The following is a 24,952-nucleotide window of genomic DNA, read 5'->3' on the forward strand; positions in this document are numbered from 1 at the left end:
CGGAGACCACCATGACGCGCAGCCTCACCATTCTTCCTGCCCTGACCCTCGCCTTCGTCCTGTCGGCGGGGGTGGCTTATGCGCAGGCGATCCGGATCGGCGTCAACGAGCCCCTCACCGGGCCCTTCGCGGCGTCGGGCACCTACGTGGTCAACGGGGCCAGGATCGCCGCCGACGAGATCAACGCCAAGGGCGGCGTCCTCGGAAAGAAACTCGAACTCGTCGTCGAGGACAACAAGAGCAATCCCACCGAAGCGGCGGCGGTGGCCGAAAAGCTCATCACCAGCGACAAGACCCCGGTGCTCATGGGCGCCTGGGGTTCCAGCCTCACCCTGGCCGTGATGCCCAAGCTGGCCGATTACGAGACCCCGATGCTGGTGGAGACCTCGTCGTCGGGCAAGATCACCACCTCGGGCAACCCGTACGTCTTTCGCATCTCTCCGCCCTCGGCCCTGGAGGCCGAAGCCTTCGCACCGATGGTGGAGAAGCTCGGCCTGAAGAAGGTCGATTTCCTCGCCATCAACAACGACTGGGGCCGGGGGGCGGCGGCCGATTTCGGCAAGATGCTCAAGGGCAAGGGCGTCACGGTGGGCCTCGTGGAGACCATGGACCAGGGCGCGCAGGACATGAGCGCCCAATTGTCCAAGCTGAAGGGCTCGGATGCCGACACGCTTCTGATCACGGCCGCCGTCGACCAGCTCACGCTCCTGTTCAAGCAGATGGCGGCGCTCGGCCTCAAGAAGCGGATCATCACCACCGGCGGCTCCCAGAACCCCGACCAGATCATCGCCCAGGCGGGTACCGCCGCCGAAGGAACGATGCACCTGACCACCTTCCTGCCCTGGTACCCGGAGAAGACCCCGAACCCGGCGGCCACCGCCTACTTCATCGCCGAGTGGAAGAAGCGCGGCTTCGAGTTCGCCGGCGTCACCGAGAGTTTTCGCGGCTACGACGGCATCCGCACCATCGCGGCGGCCATCGAGAAGGGCGGCGGCACCGACGCGGCCTCCATCAGGAAGGGCTTCTGGTCCGTGGACCTGACCGGCCTCAACGGCCCGGTCCGCTTCGCCAAGGCCGGCCCCGCCGGGTCCGAGAGCGGCCAGAGCAAGCCGGATGTCTACCTCGTGAAGATCGACGGCGGAAAAGTCGTGGTGCCCGAACTCTAACCGCGCGCAAGCCTCCCGGCGGCCCAATGACCGGGCCACCGGGTCCAACCGTCGCAATAGGCGAGGCCGCGATGACCGAATTCCTGCAGCACCTCCTCAACACCCTGGTCCTCGGGGGCACCTATGCCTTGCTGGGCATCGGGTTGACCCTGATCTTCGGCATCATGAACGTGGTGAACTTCACCCACGGGGCGCTCTACACGGTGGGCGCCTACGTCATGTACCTCGCCGTCACCGCCCTCGGGCTCGGCTTCTTCGCGGCCCTGCCCACCGCGATCCTCGGCGGCCTCCTGCTGGGAGCGATCCTCGACCTCGCACTGCTGCGCCCCCTGCGGGGCGCGGACATGGATACGACCATGCTGGTGATGATCGGGGCCGGCATCGTCCTGCAATCGGGCACGCTCTGGCTGTTCGGCGGCGTCGCGAAATCGATCCCCACGCCGTTCCCGGACGCGCCACTCCAACTGGGGGGCGTCTCGGTATCGTGGTTGCGGCTGTTCGTGCTGAGCGCGGCCCTCGCGCTGATCGGGCTGACCTATTGGCTCATCAATCGCACGCGCCTCGGCCTCGCCATGCGGGCCACCTTCCAGGACCACGACACCGCCGCCCTGATGGGGGTCAACGTGCGGCTCATCTACACCGCGACCTTCGCCATCGGTTCCAGCCTCGCGGCGGCGGCGGGCGCCCTCCTCGGGCCGGTCTACGTGGTGTTCCCGCAGATGGGAGGCATGGCCGAGTTGAAGGCCTTCGCCATCGTCATTCTCGGCGGGCTCGGCAACGTCACCGGGGCAGCCATCGGCGGCTTCATCCTGGCACTCGCCGAGGAACTCGGCGCCGGCTACATCTCGTCCGGCTACCGGGACGCCATGGGCTTCCTGATCATCATCGCGGTGCTGATCTTCAAACCGACGGGCCTCTTCGCCAAGGCGGAGCGCATCGGATGAATCAGCATCTCCCCGCCCTCGCCCTCCTCGCGGCCCTCGTCGCCGTACCACTGGCGCTGGGCAATGAGCCCTACCTGCTCAACGCGCTGATCACGACGGGCATCGTCACCATCGCCGCCATGAGCCTGAACCTGCTGCTCGGCTTCACCGGGCAGCTCAGCCTCGGGCACATCGCCTTCTTCGGTATCGGCGCTTATGTGAGCGCCCTCACGAGCCTCGGCTTCGACGTCGAGGTGTTCGGCGGCCTTCGCGTCGTGCACGAGCCCTGGCCGCCGGTGGTGGGCTTCGGCCTCGCCGTGCTGGCGACGGCCGCCTGCGGCTACCTCGTGGGGCGCCTCTCGTTCCGGGTGAGGGGCGCGTATTTCGTCATCGTGACGATCTCCTTCGCCGAGGTGGTACGCCTCGTCGCCCTCAACTGGGTGGAGCTGACTCAGGGACCCCTGGCGCTGACGGGTATCCCGCCCTTCAGCCTCTGGCTCCCCGGTCTCGGCACGACGACCCTGCGCACGAAGCTGCAGAACTACTACCTGGTCCTCGTGGTCGGAACGCTCTGCTACGTGCTCATCGCGCGCCTCGTCCGCTCGCGCTTCGGCCGGGCCATGCGGGGCCTCAAGGAGAACGAGTCCCTCGCCCTCTCGGTGGGAATCAACGCCACCCGGACCCTGACCCTCGCGGCGGTGATCTCGGCGGCGATGGCGGGTGCGGCCGGCAGTCTCTACGCCCATTATCTGCGCATCATCGACCCCGACGTGTTCCTGTTCTCGACCACGGTGACCATGGTCATCATGGTGGTGGGCGGCGGCAAGGGCACGCTGCTCGGCCCCGTCGTCGGCGGCCTGATCTTCGGCCTGCTCCCGGTCGCCCTGCGCCCGGTCATGGTGCCCGAGGCGCAGTGGATGGTGTTCGGCCTCGTGCTGATCGTGATCCAGTTCGTGATGCCCCGGGGCATCGTGCCTGGGCTCGTCCGCTTCGCCACGCGCCGCCGCGCATCGGCACCCGCCAGCGTTCCCGTGGAGGTCAGGCCATGAGCGAGACCGGCGTTCCCATTCTGTCGGTGGACCATGTCGGCGTGCGCTTCGGCGGCCTCGTCGCCATCGCCGACCTGCATTTCGACGTCCATCCCGGCGAGATCGTCAGCCTGATCGGCCCCAACGGGGCCGGCAAGACGACGGCCTTCAACGTGATGACAGGGTTCCTCAAGCCCAGCCAGGGTCAGGTCCGCTTTCGTGGCACCGGCCTCGAGGGGTTGCCGCCGCACGAGATCGTCCGGCTCGGCCTGAGCCGCACCTTCCAGCGCACCAGCGTGTTCCCCGACGACACCGTGTTCGACAACGTGATGATCGGCCTCCATCGCCGGGGCCGCGCGCGGCTGGTCGATACGCTGCTCGGGCGGGACCGTGCCGGCGAGGCGGCCCTGCGGGAGCGCGCCCAGGAACTCCTCGACTGGGTCGGGCTCTCCGGCCGGGCACGGGACAAGGCCGGGTCGCTGGCCTATGGCGAACAGCGCCTCGTCGGGGTCGCGCTGGCGCTGGCCACGGAGCCCGCCATGCTGCTCCTCGACGAGCCGGTCTCCGGTATGAACGCCTCCGAGACCCAGGTCTTCGTACGCCTGATCCGCTCGATCCGCGAACGGGGCGTCACGATCCTCCTCGTCGAGCACGACATGCCGATGGTCATGGAGGTCTCCGACCGGATCGTGGTGCTGAATTACGGCCGCCTCATCGCCGAGGGGCCGCCGGCGGCGATCCGATCCGATCCGGCCGTGATCGAGGCCTATCTCGGCCAGGGCAGCGCCGCCCGCGAAGCCGCACAGGCGGTCAGGGAGACGACCCATGCTTGAGATCCGCGACCTCGTCTGCGGCTACGGCGCGGTGACGGCCCTCAAGGGGCTCTCCCTGACAGTCGAAGCAGGGCAGCTCGTGGCCCTGGTGGGCGCCAACGGCGCCGGCAAATCGACGACGCTCCGGGCCGTCTCCGGCCTGATCCCGGCGCGCTCGGGCAGCATCCACTTCGACGGGCGGGACATCACCGGCACCGACCCGCGCAAGGTGCTGGCGCAGGGTATCGCTCATTGCCCGGAGGGGCGGCGGGTGTTCCCGCAGATGAGCGTGGCGGAGAACCTCGCCATGGGCGCCTACCTGCGGCGCGACCCGGCGGGGGTGTCCGCAGATCTCGCACGCATATACGGCGAGTTCCCACGCCTCGCCGAGCGCCGGCACCAAATCGCCGGTACCCTCTCGGGGGGCGAGCAGCAGATGCTGGCGATCGGCCGCGCGCTGATGTCCCGCCCCCGGCTCGTCCTGTTCGACGAGCCCTCTCTGGGCCTCGCCCCCAACATCGTCGAGCGCATGTTCGCCGTCATCCGGGCGATCTGCGACACCGGCACCACGGTCCTCCTGGTGGAGCAGAACGCCTTCGCGGCCCTGGAACTCTGCGACTACGCCTACCTGCTGGAGACCGGCCGCATCGTGCTGGCGGGAAAAGGCTCGATGCTGATCGCGGATCCTCATGTGCGCCAAGCCTATCTCGGCGGCTGAGGGCGGGCGCTGGGTTCACGCCTGCCGTATCGACGCGTTCGCCGGCCGTGCGATCGTCCCGGTCTTCGTGGCAGGCCATCATCTCGTTCTCGTGCAGGACGATGACGGGATCTTCGCCGCGGAACGGGCCTGCCCGCATGAGGGGGCGGATCTCGCCCTGGGCCATTGCTCCGGAGGGCGCCTGTTCTGCCCGCGGCACCGAGCATGGTTCGCGCTCGCGAACGGTGCCGTCTCGGCGGGATGGTATTTTCGCGATCTTCGCACCTACCCGACCCGCAGGGAGGGGAGCGGCATCCAAGTTCTGATCGATGTACGATAGATCCCGAATGCTCGACAAGAAGACATGCCTCTTCCTGACGCGTCCCTCCGTGTTTCATCACAAGGCCGACGCAGTAAAAATTCCGTGCCGATACGGACGACCTGTTCGATGAGGTTGGCCATGGTCACGCGAACATCGATATCGGCGAGCGATCCTTGCTCGATGACGTTGTGGAGGCCAACATTACTGCAGACGAGCGCCGACACGGCGGCGTTCTGCGCCGCGACCGTAGACGACCTTCACCACGAGGGGCGCTGTATCCATAATTATGTTGGCCTGAGGTTTGCTGGAGCCGTGCGACAAACACGGAGGGTTCATGACGGCTTCCTCGGTCCAGCTCAGCCTGGACGGCATCCGCAAGTCCTTTCCCGGCAAGGGCGGGCCGGTGCCGGTCTTGGACGGTCTCAGCTTCGACATCTACGAGCGCGACTTCGTCAGCATCATTGGCCCGAGCGGCTGCGGCAAGACGACGGTCTTCAACGTCATCGCCGGACTTCTCGAACCCGATAGCGGCACGATGACGTTTCGCGGCGAGGTGGTGCCCGGACTTCAGGGCCGGGTCGGCTACATGATGCAGAAGGACCTGCTGTTTCCCTGGCGGACGGTCCTTCAGAACGTCATGCTCGGCCTGGAGATGAAGGGCGTCGACCGCGCCCAGGCCCTCGACACGGCCCGCGAATATCTCTCGACCTTCGGCCTGTCGGGCTTCGAGAACGCCTACCCGAAGATGTTGTCCGGCGGCATGCGGCAGCGGACCGCCCTGATCCGGACCTTGATCATGGATCCCGACATCCTGCTCCTGGATGAACCCTTCTCGGCCCTCGACTACCAGACGCGGCTCTACCTCGAAGGCGTTCTCCTCGACGCCGTGGAGACCTTCCACAAGACCGTCGTCCTTGTGACGCACGATATCGACGAGGCCGTCGCCCTATCGAAGCGCGTCGTGGTCCTGGGCAATCGCCCCACCAAGGTGAAGTCCGTCCACGAGATCGGACTCGATGCCCGTTCACCGATTGGTGCGCGCAGCGATCCGCGCTTCTCCGACTACTTCCAAACCCTGTGTGGCGAACTCGAAATCCAGACCCGTCAGAGGGCAGCCTGATGACGACGCAGACATTAAAAACGTCGGAAGTCTTGCAGACCTCCCAAAACCCGAAATCTTCCTCCCCAGCCTCAGTCCGACCCGCCAAGAAACCTGTTGCCCGGCGTCGCGCCAAGCCGGGCGCCTTTGCCCGAGCAGCCGATACGACACTCGGCCGAGGCGTCATCCAACTGCTGGCGGTCGCCGTGTTTTTCCTTGCCTGGGAGGTCGCGGTTCGGGCCGGCTGGCTCACGGAGTTCCTGGTCGGAGCACCTTCAGGCATCTGGCGGGTCTTTCTCGCCTCCATGCTGGACGGATCGCTGCCGGTCGACACCTGGTACACCGTGATCGAAGCGATCATCGGGTTCCTCATCGGCACGCTCCTGGGGTCGGTGGCCGGCCTCGGCCTGTGGTACTCGGCCTTCGTGGCGCGGCTCGTCGAGCCCTTCATCGTGGCGATCAACTCGGTGCCGAAGATCGCGCTGGCTCCGATCGTGATCCTGTGGTTCGGGACAGGCTTCGTCTCGAAAGTCGCGCTCGCGGTGTCGCTGACCGCCCTCGTCGCCCTCATCGCCGCCTATCAGGCCGCGCGCGACGCCGACCCCGATCTGCAGGCCCTGCTCGCCTCGATGGGCGCCTCGAAGAACCGCATCTTCAGGAGCGTGATCGTGCCATCGACCCTGCCGGCCATCATCGGGATGTTTCGCATCAACATCGGCTTCGCCCTCGTGGGCGCGGTGGTCGGCGAGTTCATCTCGTCCCAGCGCGGCCTCGGGCACCTGATCTACTCGGCCTCGAGTCTCTACGACCTCAATACCGTCTGGGTCGGATTGTTCGTGCTGATGTTCGTGGGCTTTCTTCTCTACCACGTCATCGATTTCGCCGAGCGTCGCATCTTGCCCTGGCGGCAGATCAACACCGCCGGTCAGGTTCAGGTTTGATCTTACCCCCTCGAGGGCGGGCCCGCATCGGTGGCCACTCTCGACGCATAGCGGGGCAAAGGCGCTCCAGACTCCCCCATACCCAGCTTTTGTCGAAAAAGGGCCTCACGGATGATCCGTTCCAAGCGTCTGCGTTACTCGACCTCCCTGGCAGTGATCCTGGGGGTCGCCGGCCTCGTGGCATTGCCTGCCCGCGCGGCGGACAAGGTGACGATCTCGCAAGCCTTCCAGTCGATGCTCTACCTGCCCTTCTACGTCGCCATGGATGGCGGCTTCTTCGCCGGCGAGGGCGTCGAGGTCACGAAGGAGACGGCAGGGGCGCCGGCCGTGGCTCTCTCGGCCGTGATCTCGAAGAGCGCGCAGTACTCGATCCACGGCCCCGAATGGACCGCCATCGCCGCCTCGAAGGGCGCGCCGGTCAACGTGGTGGCGAACGTGGTCAACGGAGCCGCGGTCTGGATCGCGACTGCGCCCGACGTGACCTTCAACGACGTGAAGGACCTGAAGGGTCAGAAGATCGTCACCGGGCTGATGCCGACCACCAGCACCTCGCTGTTCCTCAAGCTCCTCAAGGAGAACGGCCTGAAGCCCGAGGACGTCGAGATGACCCAGGTCCAGCTCGGCTCCGAGCCGGGGCCCCTCCTTGCCGGGCAGGCCAAGATCGCCGTGATGTACGAGCCCGGCCTCGATCAGGTGGTGGCCAAGGGCATGAAGGTCGTGCTGAGCTTTCCCGAGCGCTACGGCCCCTATGCCTTCTCGTCCGTGAGCGCCCGCAAGGACGTCGATCCCGCCATCACTCAGAAGGTCGTGAATGGCATGCAGAAGGCGATCCGCTTCATGCACGCCGAACCGGAAAAGACCGTCGCCATCGCCAAGAAGCAGTTCTCCAACCTCGACCCCGCCGTCGTCGAGGCTGCGGTCAAGCGCATGATGCAGGAGAAAGTCTACCCGGATAGCGTCGACATCACCGCCGAGGCGCTGAAGGCCGGCATGGAGACCCAGGTCGCCTTGGGCAACCTCTCGGCCCTGCCTGACTACGCCACCTTCGTGCGCCGCGACTACATCGAGAAGAGCCTCGCGGCGAACTGATACCGCGCGACCGCCGCCGCGCCGATCCCGGCCATCGGTCGGGATCGGCGCGGCTCGATATGAGGCTGCGAAGGTCCGGGAACCGTGCCGCATCGGCGCGGCTCCCGGTTGCACCAGACAATGGATCCTAGATGATCAATCACCTCGGTCTCGTCGACGCCCTGCGGGCGTTTCGCGATGGACGCGTGCTGCCCGGCGCCTACCTTGCGGCCTGCCATGATGCGGCTCTTTCGCGCTCGGATCTGGCCGCCTTCACGTATCTGGCGACGGAGCTTTCACCGGGGGACGGATCCTGGACCGGCATCCCCGTGGGGGTGAAGGACATCATCGCCACCGCCGACATGCCGACCACGAACGGCTCGCCCGTCTATGCCGACCACGTGCCCGCCGCGGATGCCTGGATCGTCGCTCGCCTGAAGTCCCTCGGGGCCTCTGTCCTGGGCAAGACGGTCTCGACGGAATTCGCTTGGCGCCACCCGGGGCCGACGCACAATCCCTGGAGGCGCGGACACACGCCGGGCGGCTCGTCGAGCGGCTCGGCCGCCGCCGTGGCGGCCGGGATCGTTCCCCTTGCTCTCGGCACGCAGACCTTCGGATCGGTGATCCGGCCGGCCGCCTATTGCGGAGTCGTCGGCTTCAAGCCGAGCTTCGGCGCCATTCCGCGGGTCGGCGTACACCCGCTCAGCCCCTCCCTCGACCATCTGGGCCTGTTCACCCGCTCGGTGACGGACACCGCCTTTGCCCTGTCCCGCCTGATCGGCCAGGACGACGCGGACCGGCATGGCCGCCCTCTACCGGGCTTTTCCATCGACCTCGACTCGGGACTGGCACCCCGCGAGGCGCCGCGCCTGGCGCTGGTTCAGACCACGATCTTGGACAGGGCCGAACCGGAGCAGCGTGCGCTGCTCGACTCCGCGACGACCGCTTTCCGAACGGCCGGAGCCCATGTGTCCAACCTCGTGCTCCCGGCCGCTTTCGAAGTCCTGTGGGACTGCGCGCGCACCATCCTCGCCGTCGAGGCGAGCGTCTGCTTCCAGCCGTTGGTCGAGCGTTTCCCAGACCGGACGAGCCAGCCGCTCAAGGATCTCGTCGCGGACGGTCTGCAGATTCCGGCCGTCGCTTACGTGGATGCCCTGCATCGGCAGGCCGATCTGCGGGCGCTCCTCGATACTGTGCTGGCAGGCTACGATGCAGTCCTGACTCTGCCCGCCTCCGGTCATGCCCCGGAAGGGCTGGCCTCGACCGGCGACCCCGCCTTCTGTGTGCCCTGGACCTGCCTCGGCGTCCCAGCCGTCGCGCTTCCGGCTGGGATGCACCACGGGCTTCCGCTCGGACTCCAACTCGTCGGCCCCTATCGCGGCGATGTCGCGCTGCTGCGCACGGCGCGCTGGTGCGAGATGGCCCTGGCTCGTCCGATCACGTTCCCCGCCGCTTGAAAAGCTCACGTTTCGCGTCATCGGAACATCGCCCCATGATCTCTCTCCTGTCGCTGCGCAAGCAGATCGATGCTGGATCGCTCACGCCGCGCGAGGCCATCGCCCTTTCGGAGGCGGCCATCGCCGAGCACGAGCCGCGTGTCGGCGCCCTTGTCAGTCGCAATCTCGATCCGGTCGTGCCGGAGCGGGGGGCCCTGGCCGGCATCGCCGTAGGCGTCAAGGACATCCTCGATACCGCCGACCTGCCGACCCAGATGGGCTCGCCGATCTATGAAGGCTGGCGCCCGCGCGCCGATGCGGCTTCCGTAGCGCGACTGAGGCGGCTCGGCGCCGTTCCGCTCGCCAAGACGACCACGACGGCCTTCGCCTTCCTGGACCCGACCCAAACCCGCAATCCGCGCCATTCCGGCCATACGCCGGGCGGTTCATCGGCGGGCTCCGCCGCCGCCGTGTCGGCGGGGATGCTGCCGCTGACCCTCGGCACGCAGACCGGCGGCTCCGTGATCAGGCCGGCTGCCTATTGCGGCGTGGTGGGGATGAAGCCATCGTTCGGATTGCTGCCCACGGTGGGCATGAAGTGTTTCTCCTGGACGCTCGACACGCTGGGCCTGTTCACCGCAGGCGTCGCGGATGCCGCCCACGCCCTCGCGCTGATGACGGGGCGCCCCGGCCTCGACCTTCGTGACAAGAACGCAGGCATGCCGCGCATGGGTGTCGTCCGGCAGGATTTTTGTGCCATGGCAGAGACCGAGGCACTCGATGCCCTCGATCGCGTTCGCGTCGCCGCCGAGAGCGCCGGAGCCCGTCTGCACGACGTGGTCCTGCCGGCAGTCTTCGCCGAAGCCTTCGGGCTCCATGGAACGATCCAGGATTTTGAGGCGGCCCAGTCGCTGGACTGGGAATACGCGACGCATCGCGCGAGTCTCGGGGCCCGTCTCGGCGCGCATCTCGATGCCGCGCAAGCGGTGGCGCCCGCTGCCTACGACGCATCGCTGAAGGTAGCAGACCGCGCGCGGCGGCAACTGCCCGACCTATTTGCGGAGAACGACATCGACGTGATCCTGACGCTCTCGGCGCCCGGCCCGGCGCCAGAAGGTTATGCCAGCACGGGTGATTCCCGCTTCAACCGCCTCTGGACTCTGATGGGCGTCCCCTGCGTGACCGTGCCGGTAGGAAGCACCGCCACGGGGCTGCCACTGGGCGTACAGGTGATTGCCCGCCTCGGCGACGATGCCCGAGCCATCACGGCTGCACATTTCGTCGAGACGCTGATGCGCGAGTAGCATCGCCACAGAAACCCATCTTGCTGAGACAGATTGACAGTATGGAGGGTACCCGGTCTTGCAGCCTCGCATGAAGTGTCAACGTCTGCAGGATCAGGTCGACAAGAGCCGGTCTGCTTCACCAGATACCCAAGAGCCCCAGCAGAAGGCTCCCCATCAGGCAGGCGTCTGACTAATTACAGAGTTGCTGTATACGGGGTGCCGTGACCCCCGTTTTTCCTCCATGTGGAGCCAGGGTCCGCTCATCAGCGGACGGACCGGAGCGGAATCAGTTTTCGGAAGAGCACATCATCGGCATCTTGAAGGGAGCCGGGGCCGGTGGTGCCGGAGTTGTGCCGCGAGCACGGTATGTCGAGCGCCACACACTACGCCTGAAATCTAAGAGGAGGCGGCGCTTGGCGAGGCTGATGAGGGGTCCACCTCGCCATCCGGACGGCGCGCTCGCCTGCGGGCCCCATCTTCATCGCGGGTGCCGAGGCTGACCCAAAATCATCGACCCGCTTTGCTCCTTCTCAGCGAGAACAGGAGCGCTTTCGTCAAAAATTTCGTGACCTACGGTTCGAAGCGCGGCCGGCACGTTCGCGCGCAACGCTTCCAAGATGGTGCGACGGAAATAGAAGATGCCCCGACGCAGGAGCAGGCCCACCATCCGCCTCATGACGTCGAAGCAGGAGCATGCCCAGACGCTCACGGTACGGAAAAGATACCATGATTACAGGGTGTTAAGGGGCTAAATGGCGGAGACGGAGGGATTCGCCACCACCGCACCTAATACCCTAAGAACAAACGGCTTCTTCAGGCGCTCAATGCCAACTTCGTAGTAGCGTTTCGGTACACTCGTCAAACCCGTAATGTGACAGGGAGGCATGCTTGACAAGCGGCAGACCAGGGCAGTGTGGGGTCAATCTTCGTTTCAGTGGCACCTCCATTCCTCGATGCGCTCGCGGGCATTGGCCAGCGACAGGAACCACGAGGCGTTCAGGCATTCCGCTCGTAGGCGGCCGTTGAACGACTCGATAGTGGCGTTGTCGGTCGGCTTGCCCGGTCGGGAGAGCCGGAGGCGGGCGCAGAGCGACCAAGTCGATCTCGACCCCGTTCAGGTAAGCCCACTGGTCGAGCATGCGCCCGGCGAACTCCGGCCCATGTCGAACCGCAGGCTTTTCGGTCGACCTCGCAACCGGAGCAAGGCGTCCAGAGCCTCGGTCACCTGGTAGGCGCGGAAGTTAGCTCTCGGTGTGAGCGAGAGCGCCTCTCGCGTGTGGCAATCGACGACGGTCAGGATCCGGAACAGACGTCCGTCGAAGATGCGGTCGGACATGAGCCGAAGGCGGACGCGCAGCGGCCAATTCCATGGCCCAGACCTCGTTGGGTCCGCCAATCGCCGGTCGCCCCTGGCGATAGCACCAAGCCCGCTTACGCTTGGGCAGCTTGGACCGGATCGACAGCCCTCATCCCGGTAGATCCGATACGTGCGCTTGTGGTTCACCTCCCAGCCCTCCCGTCGTAGTAGGATATGCGGCCGCCGGTAGCCGTAACGGACTCGCGCGGCAGCCAACTCCTTCAACCGCATCCGCAGCGCGACCTGCGGGTCCGAGCGTTTCCTGTAGCGCTGCGACGAACGGCCGAAGCCGGTAGCCTGACAGGCCCGACGCTCGCTGATGCATCTAGCCACCTGCAGGTGGCCGGCGACCTCACGGCGAGCGGGGGGGCCTCACCACTTTTGCTGACGCTGCCCTTTGGGGTCGCTTAAGCACATCCTGTAACATGGAGCCGTCCAGCATCAGATCGGCGACCAGCCGCTTCAGCTTACTGATCTCGTCATCCAATTGCTTGAGCCGGCGAATCTCCGGCACGCACATGCCAACGAACTGCTTCTTCCAGCGGTGAAACGTCGGCTCGGACACGCCCATCTCGCCGCACAGACCTCGTCCACCGTGGCGCCATTCTCAGCCTGCCGCAGGGCAAAGGCGATCTGTTCATTCTTGAAGCGTTTGCGGCGCATGGCATCCACCCTCCTTCAGGGTTCAGGATGCCCGAAAAACTTGAGCTCAGCGCGGACCAGTTTGGTGGGTCAGGGCCACAAGGTCACAGTCAGTCAAGAATTTTAACAATCAGGCCATTTCGACAGCAAAAAACACGAGATTTGAACCAGACGCCCGACAATTAATGTATTTATCTATCGCTTCCGGCGCTATTATTTTTTTGATTCAATCTCGCAAAATACACGAGCGAGCTCCGCCAACAAGTATCTGGCACGGGGATCCTTGATTTTATCAAATGCGTCCTTAAAATAGAAATCTTCTAATGGCACCGTAACGTCGTTAATTTTCTGAACTACAGCAGTAGGACCGCTTTCAGATTGCATATCATAAAAGTAGCTGACGTCGACTCCCAAAGTCTGAGCTATCCGCTGAAGCTTATCGGCGGCAATCTTACTCTGACCGCTCTCATATTTTTGCACCTGTTGAAAGGTTACGCCCAAGGCGTTTCCTAGACTGGCTTGGCTTAGACCGGCCGAACGCCGCAAGGACTTGATGCGAACGCCAATTGCACCTGGGCTTCTATCTTTGTTATCGTCCGACATAGATACCTGCGTAGTATAACTTTAAGTCGCGTTGACGCCAATTTGGGGCAGAAAATGTGGTGTACTGCATCCCGCCTCATTCCAAAAGGCCCCACCGTTGCAAGGGTGATAAGAAGCCCTGTCGGGACCAGTAGCAGCAACAGGAATCACTTATGTCCTTAACATAGCAAATTGGTTCACAACAAGCGGCAGCTTTTTGGCCTACCCACGTGAGGTAGCCTGTATCAAATATAGTGAATGTTATTTTTTGGATTTTGCCTTGTTTGTGATCCAGGACCAATGCAAATTCTTCGGCTGCGACAGCTTAGTTGGCGAAGGCTTTCCGCGTAAAGCCGCGCGGATTCATAAGAGGTCGATCTTCGTTGTAGTGGCACATACCTTCCTCGATGCGATCACGCGCATCCGCCAGTGACAGGAACCATGGGGCGTTCAGGCACTCCGCCCGGAGGCGGCCGTTGAACCACTCCATTGTTGCCGTGGTCGGTCGGCTTCCCCGGCCGGGAGAGCCGGAGGCGGGCGCAGAGCGACCCATTCGATCGCAACCCCATTCAGGTCGGCCCAAAGGTCGAGCATGCGCCCGGCAAACTCGCTGCCGCAGTCCTTTGGTTCCGTTCCATGATCCACCCGCAGGTTCTTGGGAAGCCCCCGCAGGGCCGACCAAGGCGTCGAGCACCTCAGTCACTTGGTAGGCGCTGAAGTTGGCTCTCGGTGTGAGTGAGAGCATCTCGCGCCCGTGGCAATCGACCAAGGTCAAGATCCGGAAGAAACGTCCGTCGAAGAACCCGCCCGTCTCCCTGCGCAGTTCCCACACCTCATCGGTGGTAGCTGCACGAGCGGTGTCTCGGAAAGAGCGCGTCTTGCCAGCCTTCAGGAACTCCTTGAATCAGCCATCGTATATCGAGGCGGCGATCCCCTTGCGCCGGCAAGGCTTGGCGATGCAGCCAGCGGCACACGCACGTCTTCAAGCAACGCGCGAATCTTCTCCTCCGACGAGAATCGCTGCCATGTGGTCCGGCGAATATCCTTGCTCAACGCGTCTGCCGGCTTTCTGTCTGGGGCCGGACATCTGCTTCGTCTTCGGTCCCTTAGGGAACGATGAAGCAGTCGTCCTGCTTTCGCAAATTTACTCAATTTGCCCCAAAGGTGCCGATGAATGGCAATTTTACCGTATCGAACTCGAATTCTGGCCAAGACATTGTTCTCTTTATCAATGATAATATTTAATCATAAAGACTTATGTAAATCCGCCACGTGCTGTAGATCGCCCCGTTGGCCTACCATGCATATGTCTTATGGAGTATCGATTTCATTATTCTGCTAGCGAGGGCAAGATAAATTTCAGAATTTTCGGGTCATTTGAGCATATAGAGGGAAAATAACTACGATAATATATGACGTTTTCGCTGAAATTACGTTTGGCCGCATTGCGAGACCTAAAACCTAATTTGCGCAAGCGCAAGCGAACCTGCTCTGCCCAACCATGCTGAAAAAAGCATCGCCTGAAGGATAAATCGATGAACTCCCCTTAGGAGCGAGTTAGACAACTCTGATGCGAAAAATTCATCCATTCGGAACTTTTATGCGCCATCCGTTGATCGCGCTGTGATCAACCAGCGCTGCCGTCTGGAGAAAACAATGGCCACTGTATCAATTATGACCAATGCCGGCTTCGACGTTCGTGACTTCTTCGTTCCAAACCTAGCCAACGCCGACTTGTCGTTCACAGGGCTCGTCAGCAGCGTCGGGAACCTCCTTCTCGACGGCAGCCGAACCGATACGTTCAACGTTCTCACGATTGAGGCGGACGGCCTCACCTACAATTACAGTGGCAATTGGGAAATCGAGGCCTCGACCGGCGTCTTAACAGGGACAGTTTCGGCCAGCGGCGGCTACGACGGAGTCGAGGTCAAGCTCGGCGATACGGTCCTGGCGACGCTCGACCTGCCTTTCCAGCCGGTCAATCTCGGAACGGAAACCAGCCCCGGCATTCTCGGGAGCGTCGGAACCCTCGTGACGGATCTCGTCGGCGGCACCGTGGACATCCTCCTCGGAACCCTCGATGAGACGGTCTCCCTGGTCGGCCTCAATCTCGACGCCACCCCCGACCTCATCGACATCGTCATCGATGCCGGCGGCACCCAGACCGGCGGCGATGGCGACGATACCCTGCGCGGCGGCATCGGCAGCGATACCCTCGACGGCGGCGCCGGCAACGACACCATGATCGGCGGCCGCGGCGACGATACCTACATTGTCGATTCACCCGGCGACACTGTCGTGGAGGCCCCCGGCCAGGGCGACGACACCGTGCGCTCCTCCGTGACCTACACACTCCCCGACAACGTCGAGAACCTGATCCTCACCGGCACCGGCAGCATCGACGGAACCGGCAACGCCCTCGACAACAGCATCATCGGCAACGACGGCGACAACCGCCTCGACGGCGGGGCCGGCAACGACCGTCTCACCGCACGCGGCGGCGACGATGTCCTCATCGGCGGCGCCGGTGACGACATCATGCGCGGCGGCACCGGCGATGACGTCTACGTCGTGGATTCCACGAGCGATCAGGTCATCGAGGCCGCCGACGAAGGCAACGACACCGTCCGCTCGTCGGTGACGTATAGCCTCGGCGCCAATGTCGAGAACGTCATCCTCATCGGAACCGACGCCATCAACGCCACCGGTACCGAGGGCGACAACAGCCTCGTGGGCAATGGAGCAGACAACCGTCTCGATGGCGGCGTCGGAAACGACACGCTCGCCGGACAGGCAGGCAACGATACCCTTCTCGGCGGCACCGGCGCAGACACGATGCGCGGAGGCACCGGCAACGACACCTACGTGGTCGACGATGCAGGCGATCAGGTGATCGAGTTGCCCGGCGAGGGCACCGATACCGTGCGCTCCTCGATCGACTACACCCTCGGTGACAATGTCGAGCGCCTCGTCCTGAGCGGAGCCGGAGATCTCGACGGGACCGGCAATGACTTGAACAACGCCATCTTCGGAACCGGCGGAGACAATACCTTGAGCGGCGAGGGCGGGAGCGACATCCTGTACGGCAACGGCGGGAATGACATCCTCGACGGCGGAACCGGCTCCGATACCCTTCATGGCGGACTCGGCGACGACATCTACGTGGTCGATGCCACGGGCGATAAAGTCATCGAGCTTGCCGGCCAGGGCACGGATACCGTCTATTCTTCCGTCAGCTACATCCTCAGCGACAATGTCGAGACCCTCGTCCTGACCGGGGATGCGAACATCAACGGCGGCGGCAACACCCTCGACAACAGCCTCGTCGGCAACGACGGCGACAACCGCCTGGATGGCGGAGCGGGCGCCGACAGGATCGTCGGCAACGACGGGGACGATACGCTCATCGGCGGCACCGGAGCCGACACCATGATCGGCGGGCGCGGCAATGACACGTATGTCGTTGACGATGCCGGTGACAGGGCCGTCGAACAGCCTCGTGAAGGCACCGACACGATCCGGTCGACGGTCAGCCATACGATGGAAGCCAACATCGAAAGGATGGTGCTGTACGGAACCGAGGATCTCACCGCCAACGGCAATGCCACCAACAACCAGATCTACGGCAATGCCGGCGATAACCAGATCTACGGCGGCGACGGCCGTGACCTCCTCTACGGCCGCGCCGGTGCGGACACGTTCGTGTTCAAGGACGCCACCGACAGCGACGTCGCCGTCGACGGACGCGACATCATCAAGGACTTCGATTTCGCTGCGGGCGACCGCATCGACTTCAGCGCGATCGATGCGAATTCGTTGCTAACCGGGGACCAGGGCTTCCAGTTCGTCGGAACCCAGGCGTTCTCGGGCGAGGCCGGCGAGCTGCGGATGAAGTTCGGCGGCGGCAACACCCTCCTGCAAGGTGATACGAACGGCGACGGAGCGGCCGATTTCGCCGTCCTCCTTCAGGGCCACCATGTCCTCGACAGCGGGTCGTTCATCGTCTGACGCTATTCAACGTCATGAAGGGGGCGCCGTTAGGCGGCCCCTTCTTTCTGGAAGTAAAAGAATAGATTTGATTGTGACGGCGGGCAAATGCTTCTGCAGTATCTGTAAGCTAAGCAGCCGATTGCGCCTGCAATTTTTTTTCGACCTTTGCCGAGTAGCGTGAGTCAACCCGGTCGTAAGAGCGACCATCAGTGATGGAACAACCATGCCGCCGCTTCCGCCAAATGAGGGCGAGCGCCTCGCGGCACTGCGCGATCTGCGCATCCTCGATTCGGCGCCTGAGGCCCACTTCGATGCCGTGTGCAGCACGGCCGCTGCGTTGTTTAACGTGCCTGTCGCACTCATCACGCTCATCGACAGCGAGCGACAATGGTTCAAGGCCAAGTGTGGGATCGCTGTCGATGGAACGTCACGTGAAATTTCGTTCTGTGCCTATGCCATTCTATCAGACGACGTTCTCGTTGTAGAAAATGCAACAGTGGACCCACGTTTTGCCCACAGCCCCTTGGTCATGGGTGAGAATGCCATCCGCTTCTACGCCGGCGCTCCCCTTGTTCTTCGATCAGGCATTCGACTTGGCACATTGTGCCTCGTCGACACCAAGCCGCGAAGGTTTTCCAAGTTGCAGGGAACCCAACTTGAAAGCCTCGCTCAGATTGTCGTCGCTCACATCGAACTTCATCGCGCGCGAATCGCCGCCGAGGCCACGTTGGACGAGCGTATACGATCGGAAATGCTGATGAGAGCGAGTGAAGAGCGCTATCGGACTGCCCATGAAAAACTCGAGCAGACGGCCGATCTTCTCCGGCTTGCCCAGGAAGCCGCCGGAGCAGGAATTTGGCAGTGGAGCTTCGATGAAGATGTAGTGCAGAACTCTCCTGAGAGTGCCCTCATGCTTGGGTTCCATGGCGAGTCGAGCTCAACAAACTGGATCGACATCAGCATCGCGGAATGGGCCGCACGGGTACACCCGGAGGATCTTCCCCTCGTCCAGGCAGCGCACACAGCGGCACTTCGTGACGGGACGACCTACAAGGTCGAATATCGGGTTAGGCGCCCCGATGGCAGCGCCGGGTACCGCTGGCTCATGAGCTTTGGTCGCATCATTCGCCATGAGGTAACGGGCAAGGCGCTGCGCATCGTCGGTCTCGATCTCGATGTCACTGAACGACGCACGACCCAGGACGCTCTCATTCAAAGCGAGAAGCGCCTACGCATGAGCAAGGAGCGTCTTGCCCTCGCCCTCGACAGTGGCAGCGACGGCTTATGGGACTGGAACGTCACCACGGGGCAGGTTTGGTACTCTGACCGCTGGTACACCATGTTTGGCTATGAGCCAGGAGAGCTCAAAGCGCACATCGACACATCCCTCGGGCTCACCCACCCTGACGACCTGAAGCAGACACTGACACTTATCGCAGAGCATTTCGAGGGGCGGAGCGCCGCGTACGCCTCCGAGCGTCGTATACGAACCAAGTCAGGTGACTACACATGGGTTCTGTCACGGGGCAGAGTGGTCTCGCGGGACGAGCAAGGCGTCCCGCTGCGCATGGTAGGCACGAATATCGACATCTCTGAGCGTAAAGCGTCTGAGCACCACATCTCCTACATGGCTCGCCACGATGCGCTCACGGGCCTGCCCAACCGAACTGTTTTTTACGAGCACTTGGAGCAAAGGCTGGTCGACGTTCGCCGCAGCAGAGGCCAAGCCGCACTGCTGTGCCTTGGCCTCGATCGGTTCAAGTCCGTCAACGATACGCTCGGCCACCCTGCGGGGGACCAACTGCTTTGCGAGATCGCTACGCGCTTGAGCGCAAACATTTGCGACGGCGATGTCGTGGCACGGCTTGGCGGCGACGAGTTCGCTCTTATTATCTCGCATGTAGACCACGTGCACCACGTCAGCTCTCTCGCACAGAGTTTGATCGATGCGGTAGGCCAACCGCTCGACCTTGGCGGGGTCCTTGTAACTGTCGGCATCAGCATCGGGATCGCGCTGGCCCCTGCAAATGGCGACATGCCAGAGATCCTGTTAAAGAACGCGAATCTCGCGCTTCATCGCGCCAAGGCGGCAGCGCGCACCAGCTATCGTTTTTACGAAGCCGGTATGGATGCGGCGATCGAGACCCGTATGCAGCTTGAGTTGGAGATGCGTGAGGCCATCCTATGCGGCAGTTTTGCCATGCATTATCAGCCCGTGCTGCGTCTGTCTGACCACAGGATCGTCGGTTTCGAGGCGCTGATGCGTTGGCCTCACCCAACACGTGGAATGATTGCACCCGGCGCGTTTATTCCGTTAGCCGAGGAGACCGGTCTCATCATGTCGCTCGGTTCCTGGGCGCTCCATGAGGCATGCCGAGAAGCCGCGTCCTGGCCCGGTCATCTACGGATTGCCGTCAACGTTTCCGCCGTTCAGTTCCAGCAGCCAGGGCTTGAAGACAATGTCATATCCGCTCTGACGACCTCAGGTCTCCCGCCTTATCGTCTCGTCCTGGAAATCACCGAGAGCGTCCTCGTCCAAGACGCGGAGGCGGTGATCGCCTGCCTGCGTCGTTTGAAAAGCCTCGGCGTTCGCATTGCGCTCGACGACTTTGGTACCGGCTACTCGTCGCTCAGCTATCTGCGCCGCTTCCCGTTCGACAGTATCAAGATCGACCGATCCTTCGTCAACGAGATCGACGACCCGGCTGCCGCGGCGATTGTCCGGGCCGTCGTGGGGATCGCGTCGCAATTTGGAGCAACTGTGACCGCGGAAGGCGTCGAGACCCGTCATCAGCTTGAGCAGGTCGGTTTAGACGGCTGTACTGACATACAAGGTTATCTGGTCAGTCGACCACTACCAGCCGATAAAGCAACAGATTTGTTAGAAGAAGTATCGTTAGATGTCTTCGTATCGAATTTCCAGAAACGTATCGGGCTGACACAAGCATAAATTATAACATATAATATCAAAGCATACCTATGAGCCGCTCACGTTCCACGGGGCGTCCGGAGATGTGAAAAAGATTTATAGCATTCATTCGACATTGGTCGCGCTGAACCTTGCTGCGGTCTTCTTACGGAAGTCATATGGCTACCGTTGATCGATACTTTATCGAGATATTCAGCGGAAGCAAATGAACGACAGAGCTTTATAAATAGTCATGCTTGCCGGCCTGGCGAATAAACTTGATAAGGTGCTCGCGCTTGTTTGGGTCAAAGACGCGCACGAAAGCCTTAATAAAAACCAGGCAATTTTAGCGCCTTGCCAAATCAACTCTCCGCTTGTCACAGATGACATCCTGCGTATTGCGCAGGCCTGCTACGGAAAGACACAGTGTCTCTGCAGTCCAGGATTTCAGTCGAGCGCTCTACGATCTCGAGACTTTGACCTTTGCAACAGGGACGCTCGAGCCTTCTGAGAGCAACGGATCGGCTTCACCGAGACGCAGCTTACGACCCCTATCGCCTCCATAATAACAACCTAAAATTGAATAATAATTTCCCCTGCCTTACCCCGTGCGGTAGTAAATTTCCACCGGTATCGCTTTTATAATTTTCTGGGCTTATCGTACTCTCAGGTTGCATGGAAGCGGATCTGTGGGGCACGAGTGGGTACAATCATATCTCGCGAGGCCCAGGTTTCGCAGGTCCTGCTGCAGCAGGCGCTCGACGCGTCCGACGTGATCGGGCGATGGGACTACGATGTTCCGAATGATCGCGTTTATGCTGACGCCCTGGTGGCGCTCGTGTTCAATCTTGACCCCGCTGAAGCAGCGGCCGGCACCTCGCTCAATGCCTTTCGCGCCGGCGTTCATCCGGACGATCGTGAGCGCTTTACCCGCGAGATCAAGCAAAGCACGGAGACAGGCCTGTGCTGCACGTTTGAGTACCGGGTTTGCTCGGCTGACGGTGTCGTCCGCTGGGTCCTCGATCGGGGGCGTATTGCTCTAGACAAGGCAGGACGACCTCAGCGTGGAAGCGGCGTGTTGATCGATATCACTCAATCGCGTCTTGGCAACCAAGATGAGAGTTCTCATCTGACGTGTCAGGCCCAGCACCCGTTAGAACGCGCTGCCGAACATTGCCTTGCAGCCAGAAAAGCCATCCATGAGCTTCCTGAACCCCTCCTCCATAGGATGAGCGATATGCTATTATTGGAGGTTGGGCGGGCCCTCGCGAAGCTGTCGGATCGCAGGCGATACAGCGAGATGAACTAGAAGCCCGTTTAAGTAATACGCTCGACGACAGGTTGTGAGGCTGATTCATTGGGCTGCTGGCCAATGTGCTTCGCTTCTTGGATGGGAATCAGGGCTGGATCCTGCCGCCAGGGCGCATGGAGCACTTCGGCCATAATACGGTGTGGGAGGCGCTCTATCTCTCTGCCATCCGAGTGCGGTGACGCATACGGAGGATTCACCTTTGCGGTGAGGTATGCGTGTCTGAGGGGATGGCTCAGACTGTCTGTGTTCTCCTTGACGAAGCCGCCCGGGCGCGGCTGACGAGCATCAACGGCGACCGCTGGCGTCCGTTCAAGCACATCCCGCTTGCCCGGATCGTGCTGCTCTCGGCCGAGCGCCTGTCGGTGCTGGAAGCGGCGCCGCGGGCCGGCGCCAGCCGCCCGGCGGTCTGGCGCTGGCAACAGCACTTTGCCGAGGAGGGCGTCGAAGGCCTGCTGCATGACAAGACCCGCCGGGCAAGGAACCGCTGTCGGCGGGCACTGTGGCCGAGGTATTGGCCCTGACCTGCTCCGAGCCACCGGGCGAGGTCACGCATTGGGCAGGTCGCGCCGTAGCCGAACAGGTCGGCATCTCGCTGCGGTCCGTGCAACGCATCTGGGAGGCCCACGGCCTACAACCGCACCGCGTGCGCACCTTCAAGCGCTCGAACGATGCCGCCTTCGCCGAGAAGGTCGAGGACATCGTCGGCCTCTACATGGACCCGCCGCGTCACGCGGTCGTGCTTTCCATCGACGAGAAGTCCCAGATCCAGGCGCTGGAGCGCACACGATACGCCCCGCCGCTCGGCTCAGGGCGCCCCACCGCCCAGACCCACGAATACACCCGCCACGGCACCACCACACTGCTTGCCGCGCTCGACGTCCTGGAAGGAACCGTGCTCGGCCGCTGCATGCAGCGCCATCGCAACGGTGAGTTCATCCGCTTCCTGAACACCGTCGAGGCCGCCGTCCCGGCTAGCAAGACGGTTCATGCCATCCTCAACAACTATGCGGCCCACAAGCACCCGAAGGTCCGCGCCTGGCTCGCGCGCCATCCGCGCTGGACCTTTCACTTCACCCCGCCCTCAGCCTCCTGGCTCAATGCCGTCGAAGGCTTCTTCTCCGCCCTTTCGCGCCGCCGGCTGCGGCACGGCACCTTCACCGGCATCGTCGATCTGCAAACCGCCATCAAACGCTACATCGCCGAGCACAACCAGCGGGCAAGGCCCTTCCAATGGACAAAACCCGCCGACGCCATCCACAGCGCTTTCAAACGCCTCCCTGCACCATCTGTCTGAGTCAGCGCACTAGACAACGATGCCAAGGTATGCGGCAACTGCCTTGAAGTGCCTGATTGTGTTCGAGAAGAGTTCGACGAGGTAGCGGTTGCACATGGGGCGGACGTTGGCCCACGCGCCCTGTTTCGCCAGACGGTCTCGCCGTTCGTCGCTGTCGTAGGCCCGGTCGCCGAGGAGGGTCTGACCCGGACCGAGCGCGCCGAGCATATCGTCCGAGGAGCGGCCGTCATGAGTTTGACCCTTGGTCAGTTTGAGTGCGATGGGGCGGCCCTCGGCATCGACCGGGGCATGGATCTTGGTGGTCAGGCCGCTGCGCGAGCAACCCATACGACGGGATCGGGGGCGATGCGGCGCACACTTTCAACGGGCAAGAACACGAGCAGCCTCCTTTGTCGTGTCGACGGCCCATGAGACCTCGTTGATAGATTCCGAGATCGCCAGCACGCTCCGTGAAATGTCTCGAACGGCTTCGGCCGCCCCCTGCATGCTCCGTGATATCTCACGCGTTACAACGCTCTGCTCCTCAACCGCAGCGGCTGTGCTGACCACGTAGTCGCGCATGGTCTCGACCGATCCCTGGATCGTTCCAAGCGTCCCGGCGACCTGCTCCGACGCTGTTTGTACGCTGTCGATCTCGCTGGAAATTTGGCTCGTGGCACGGGCCGCCTGAGCGGCGAGGTTCTTGACCTCCTGCGCGACAACCGCAAAACCGCGTCCGGCTTCGCCAGCCCTCGCCGCCTCAATGGTCGCGTTAAGGGCCAGCAGATTGATCTGACTGGCGATAGTATGGATCAGGGCCACGATGCCGCTCATCGCCGTGGCGGCTGCCGTGAGCTTCTGGGTGACCGCACCCGCTGCCTCCACCTGCGCATGTGCATTGTCCGTTGCGATCCGTGCCTTGCTCATGCTGTGTGAGATTTCGTCGACGGAGGCGGCCAGTTCTTCGGAGGCGGCGGCCATGGTCTGTACGTTGTCGGCTGTAATTCCCGCAGCCTCCGTGGCGGACCTCGACTCCTGCGAGGAGACTGAAATGGCCCCGTCGATCTCTGCAAAATTCTGTTCGATCAGGCGCTTGAGGTTAGCTAGCAAAACGACTTGCGCCGTAATGTCGATGGCGAACTTCACCACCTTGTAGGGACGTCCGCTCGCATCAAAGATGGGATTATAGGAAGCTTCAATCCAAACCTCGCGACCGTCCTTGCCGATGCGGTTGAACTGTCCCTTCTGGTACTCGCCCTGGCGCAGCTTGGCCCAGAACGCCGCATAGCCAGGACTGTCGCCGAAAGCTGGATCGACGAATATCCTGTGATGCTGACCGACGATTTCGGGGAGCGTGTAACCAACAACCGACAGGAAGTTCTTATTGGCCTCGATAATGGTGCCATCTAGATTGAAGGCGATGACTGCTTGCGCCTTCTGGATGGCCTCGATTTGCCCTTTGCAATCCGCATCGAGTTGCTTCTGATGCGTAATGTCGGCCGCGAATTTGATGATCTTGTAGGGCTTGCCCCGACGGTCGAAAACCGGGTTGTAGGACGCCTCGATCCAGACCTCGCGGCCATCCTTACCGATGCGCTTGAATTGCCCGGCCTGGAACTCGCCCGCCCGCAGCTTCTCCCAAAACTCACTGTATGCGCGACTATCCCGCATGGCCGGCTCGACAAACCCTCGGTGGTGCTGCCCAACGACCTCCCCTGCGCTGAAACCGAGCACGGAAAGGAAATTCTCGTTGGCGCGAACCACCGTTCCACAAAGATCGAATTCGATCACCCCCTGGGACCGTTCAAGCGCCGCTATCTTGGCACAATCTTCCGTCCTCGGATGAAGGGGGCGACTGAAAAGCATTCTCAAATACTTTCGGAATTTCTTGCGTGACGTCGGCGCGTCGCGCCCACAGTCTACGCTCCAGCTCTGACTGAATACTCAAACAACAGATCACCACCATCACGCCGCACCCGTTAACAATGGCTTTAACTCCTTCCATAACTCAACTGAGATGCGAGTTTTTGGTCCTTCGTGTGGATTGACCCTCGACTATGAGCCTATGAGGGATGCCCACCATGAGCGGCACCCAGGCCTTGGATCATCC

Annotated in this window: 16 protein-coding genes and 5 pseudogenes; 15 read left to right on the forward strand and 6 right to left on the reverse strand. The window is 62.5% G+C overall.

Annotated features, from left to right (window positions below):
• Window positions 1–11 precede the first annotated feature (11 nt).
• The 11 genes from K368_RS0112325 to K368_RS0112375 all read left to right on the forward strand — a co-directional run bounded on the left by K368_RS0112325 (window position 12) and on the right by K368_RS0112375 (window position 10,796).
• On the forward strand, window positions 12–1,166 hold the full coding sequence (locus K368_RS0112325; RefSeq protein ID WP_027172685.1) for an ABC transporter substrate-binding protein: 1,155 nt from the start codon (window positions 12–14) through the stop codon (window positions 1,164–1,166).
• A 71-nt stretch (window positions 1,167–1,237) separates the two neighbouring features.
• Entirely contained in the window at window positions 1,238–2,110 is an 873-nt protein-coding gene (locus tag K368_RS0112330; RefSeq protein WP_027172686.1) for a branched-chain amino acid ABC transporter permease, read from the forward strand.
• Window positions 2,107–3,138, forward strand: a complete 1,032-nt coding sequence (locus tag K368_RS0112335) for a branched-chain amino acid ABC transporter permease (RefSeq protein ID WP_027172687.1) — start codon at window positions 2,107–2,109, stop codon at window positions 3,136–3,138. Before K368_RS0112330 ends, K368_RS0112335 begins: the two co-directional genes overlap by 4 nt.
• Window positions 3,135–3,950 (forward strand): ABC transporter ATP-binding protein, encoded by an 816-nt coding sequence (locus K368_RS0112340; RefSeq protein ID WP_027172688.1) that lies wholly within the window; start codon window positions 3,135–3,137, stop codon window positions 3,948–3,950. The genes K368_RS0112335 and K368_RS0112340 overlap by 4 nt, the downstream gene beginning before the upstream one ends.
• Window positions 3,943–4,647 (forward strand): ABC transporter ATP-binding protein, encoded by a 705-nt coding sequence (locus K368_RS0112345; RefSeq protein ID WP_027172689.1) that lies wholly within the window; start codon window positions 3,943–3,945, stop codon window positions 4,645–4,647. The genes K368_RS0112340 and K368_RS0112345 overlap by 8 nt, the downstream gene beginning before the upstream one ends.
• Entirely contained in the window at window positions 4,619–4,966 is a 348-nt protein-coding gene (locus tag K368_RS24515) for a Rieske 2Fe-2S domain-containing protein (RefSeq protein WP_027172690.1), read from the forward strand. Before K368_RS0112345 ends, K368_RS24515 begins: the two co-directional genes overlap by 29 nt.
• Before the next feature lie 316 nt (window positions 4,967–5,282).
• On the forward strand, window positions 5,283–6,068 hold the full coding sequence (locus tag K368_RS0112355; protein WP_027172691.1) for an ABC transporter ATP-binding protein: 786 nt from the start codon (window positions 5,283–5,285) through the stop codon (window positions 6,066–6,068).
• A gap of 185 nt (window positions 6,069–6,253) precedes the next feature.
• The gene (locus tag K368_RS0112360) at window positions 6,254–6,988 is read left to right on the forward strand and encodes an ABC transporter permease (protein ID WP_245259570.1); all 735 of its coding nucleotides are present in this window, start codon (window positions 6,254–6,256) and stop codon (window positions 6,986–6,988) included.
• Between the two features lie 111 nt (window positions 6,989–7,099).
• The gene (locus K368_RS0112365; protein WP_036266253.1) at window positions 7,100–8,077 is read left to right on the forward strand and encodes an ABC transporter substrate-binding protein; all 978 of its coding nucleotides are present in this window, start codon (window positions 7,100–7,102) and stop codon (window positions 8,075–8,077) included.
• 131 nt (window positions 8,078–8,208) lie between these two features.
• Window positions 8,209–9,513: an amidase gene (locus tag K368_RS0112370; RefSeq protein ID WP_027172694.1), complete on the forward strand. Its 1,305-nt coding sequence runs from the start codon at window positions 8,209–8,211 to the stop codon at window positions 9,511–9,513.
• Window positions 9,514–9,548: 35 nt separating this feature from the next.
• On the forward strand, window positions 9,549–10,796 hold the full coding sequence (locus K368_RS0112375) for an amidase (RefSeq protein WP_027172695.1): 1,248 nt from the start codon (window positions 9,549–9,551) through the stop codon (window positions 10,794–10,796).
• Window positions 10,797–11,712: 916 nt separating this feature from the next.
• On the opposite strand, the pseudogene K368_RS26600 reads toward K368_RS0112375, so the two are convergent.
• The 4 genes and pseudogenes from K368_RS26600 to K368_RS27335 form a co-directional block, all read right to left on the reverse strand.
• Window positions 11,713–12,798: pseudogene (locus K368_RS26600) on the reverse strand (IS3 family transposase); the annotation flags it as partial.
• 192 nt (window positions 12,799–12,990) lie between these two features.
• Window positions 12,991–13,380 carry a helix-turn-helix transcriptional regulator gene (locus tag K368_RS25990; protein ID WP_081739561.1) on the reverse strand — a complete coding sequence of 130 codons (390 nt, stop codon included), beginning with the start codon at window positions 13,378–13,380 and terminating at the stop codon, window positions 12,991–12,993.
• A gap of 304 nt (window positions 13,381–13,684) precedes the next feature.
• Window positions 13,685–14,158, reverse strand: a pseudogene (locus tag K368_RS25995) (integrase core domain-containing protein); the annotation flags it as partial.
• A gap of 6 nt (window positions 14,159–14,164) precedes the next feature.
• Window positions 14,165–14,484: pseudogene (locus K368_RS27335) on the reverse strand (hypothetical protein); the annotation flags it as partial.
• A gap of 531 nt (window positions 14,485–15,015) precedes the next feature.
• Between K368_RS27335 and K368_RS24535 the strand changes: the two are divergent.
• From K368_RS24535 to K368_RS24550, 4 genes and pseudogenes are all read left to right on the forward strand, one after another.
• Window positions 15,016–17,367, forward strand: coding sequence for a calcium-binding protein (locus K368_RS24535; RefSeq protein ID WP_081739562.1), 2,352 nt, complete (start codon window positions 15,016–15,018; stop codon window positions 17,365–17,367).
• 205 nt (window positions 17,368–17,572) lie between these two features.
• Window positions 17,573–20,299 carry an EAL domain-containing protein gene (locus K368_RS24540; RefSeq protein WP_081739563.1) on the forward strand — a complete coding sequence of 909 codons (2,727 nt, stop codon included), beginning with the start codon at window positions 17,573–17,575 and terminating at the stop codon, window positions 20,297–20,299.
• Window positions 20,300–20,957: 658 nt separating this feature from the next.
• The gene (locus K368_RS24545) at window positions 20,958–21,566 is read left to right on the forward strand and encodes a PAS domain-containing protein (protein WP_051439860.1); all 609 of its coding nucleotides are present in this window, start codon (window positions 20,958–20,960) and stop codon (window positions 21,564–21,566) included.
• Between the two features lie 230 nt (window positions 21,567–21,796).
• Window positions 21,797–22,863, forward strand: a pseudogene (locus tag K368_RS24550) (IS630 family transposase).
• A gap of 33 nt (window positions 22,864–22,896) precedes the next feature.
• Here the strand turns inward: K368_RS24550 and K368_RS24555 are convergent.
• Both K368_RS24555 and K368_RS0112425 read right to left on the reverse strand, forming a co-directional pair.
• Window positions 22,897–23,190 (reverse strand): annotated as a pseudogene (locus K368_RS24555) (transposase); the annotation flags it as partial.
• A gap of 33 nt (window positions 23,191–23,223) precedes the next feature.
• A complete protein-coding gene (locus tag K368_RS0112425) occupies window positions 23,224–24,708 on the reverse strand; it encodes a PAS domain-containing methyl-accepting chemotaxis protein (protein WP_027172696.1) in 1,485 nt (494 codons plus the stop codon).
• Window positions 24,709–24,952: the final 244 nt, after the last annotated feature.

Source organism: Methylobacterium sp. 10, from assembly GCF_000519085.1.
Classification (GTDB): domain Bacteria; phylum Pseudomonadota; class Alphaproteobacteria; order Rhizobiales; family Beijerinckiaceae; genus Methylobacterium.

Bases quoted from the DNA above. Each gene is read 5' to 3' on its own strand.
- K368_RS0112375 (WP_027172695.1), top strand. From the start codon at position 9,549: ATGATCTCTCTCCTGTCGCTGCGCAAGCAGATCGATGCTGGATCGCTC.
- K368_RS24540 (WP_081739563.1), top strand. From the start codon at position 17,573: ATGCCGCCGCTTCCGCCAAATGAGGGCGAGCGCCTCGCGGCACTGCGC.
- K368_RS24515 (WP_027172690.1), top strand. From the start codon at position 4,619: ATGTGCGCCAAGCCTATCTCGGCGGCTGAGGGCGGGCGCTGGGTTCAC.
- K368_RS0112425 (WP_027172696.1), bottom strand. From the start codon at position 24,708: ATGCTTTTCAGTCGCCCCCTTCATCCGAGGACGGAAGATTGTGCCAAG.
- K368_RS0112340 (WP_027172688.1), top strand. From the start codon at position 3,135: ATGAGCGAGACCGGCGTTCCCATTCTGTCGGTGGACCATGTCGGCGTG.
- K368_RS0112355 (WP_027172691.1), top strand. From the start codon at position 5,283: ATGACGGCTTCCTCGGTCCAGCTCAGCCTGGACGGCATCCGCAAGTCC.
- K368_RS0112370 (WP_027172694.1), top strand. From the start codon at position 8,209: ATGATCAATCACCTCGGTCTCGTCGACGCCCTGCGGGCGTTTCGCGAT.
- K368_RS0112325 (WP_027172685.1), top strand. From the start codon at position 12: ATGACGCGCAGCCTCACCATTCTTCCTGCCCTGACCCTCGCCTTCGTC.
- K368_RS0112345 (WP_027172689.1), top strand. From the start codon at position 3,943: ATGCTTGAGATCCGCGACCTCGTCTGCGGCTACGGCGCGGTGACGGCC.
- K368_RS24535 (WP_081739562.1), top strand. From the start codon at position 15,016: ATGGCCACTGTATCAATTATGACCAATGCCGGCTTCGACGTTCGTGAC.
- K368_RS0112330 (WP_027172686.1), top strand. From the start codon at position 1,238: ATGACCGAATTCCTGCAGCACCTCCTCAACACCCTGGTCCTCGGGGGC.
- K368_RS0112335 (WP_027172687.1), top strand. From the start codon at position 2,107: ATGAATCAGCATCTCCCCGCCCTCGCCCTCCTCGCGGCCCTCGTCGCC.
- K368_RS25990 (WP_081739561.1), bottom strand. From the start codon at position 13,380: ATGTCGGACGATAACAAAGATAGAAGCCCAGGTGCAATTGGCGTTCGC.
- K368_RS0112365 (WP_036266253.1), top strand. From the start codon at position 7,100: ATGATCCGTTCCAAGCGTCTGCGTTACTCGACCTCCCTGGCAGTGATC.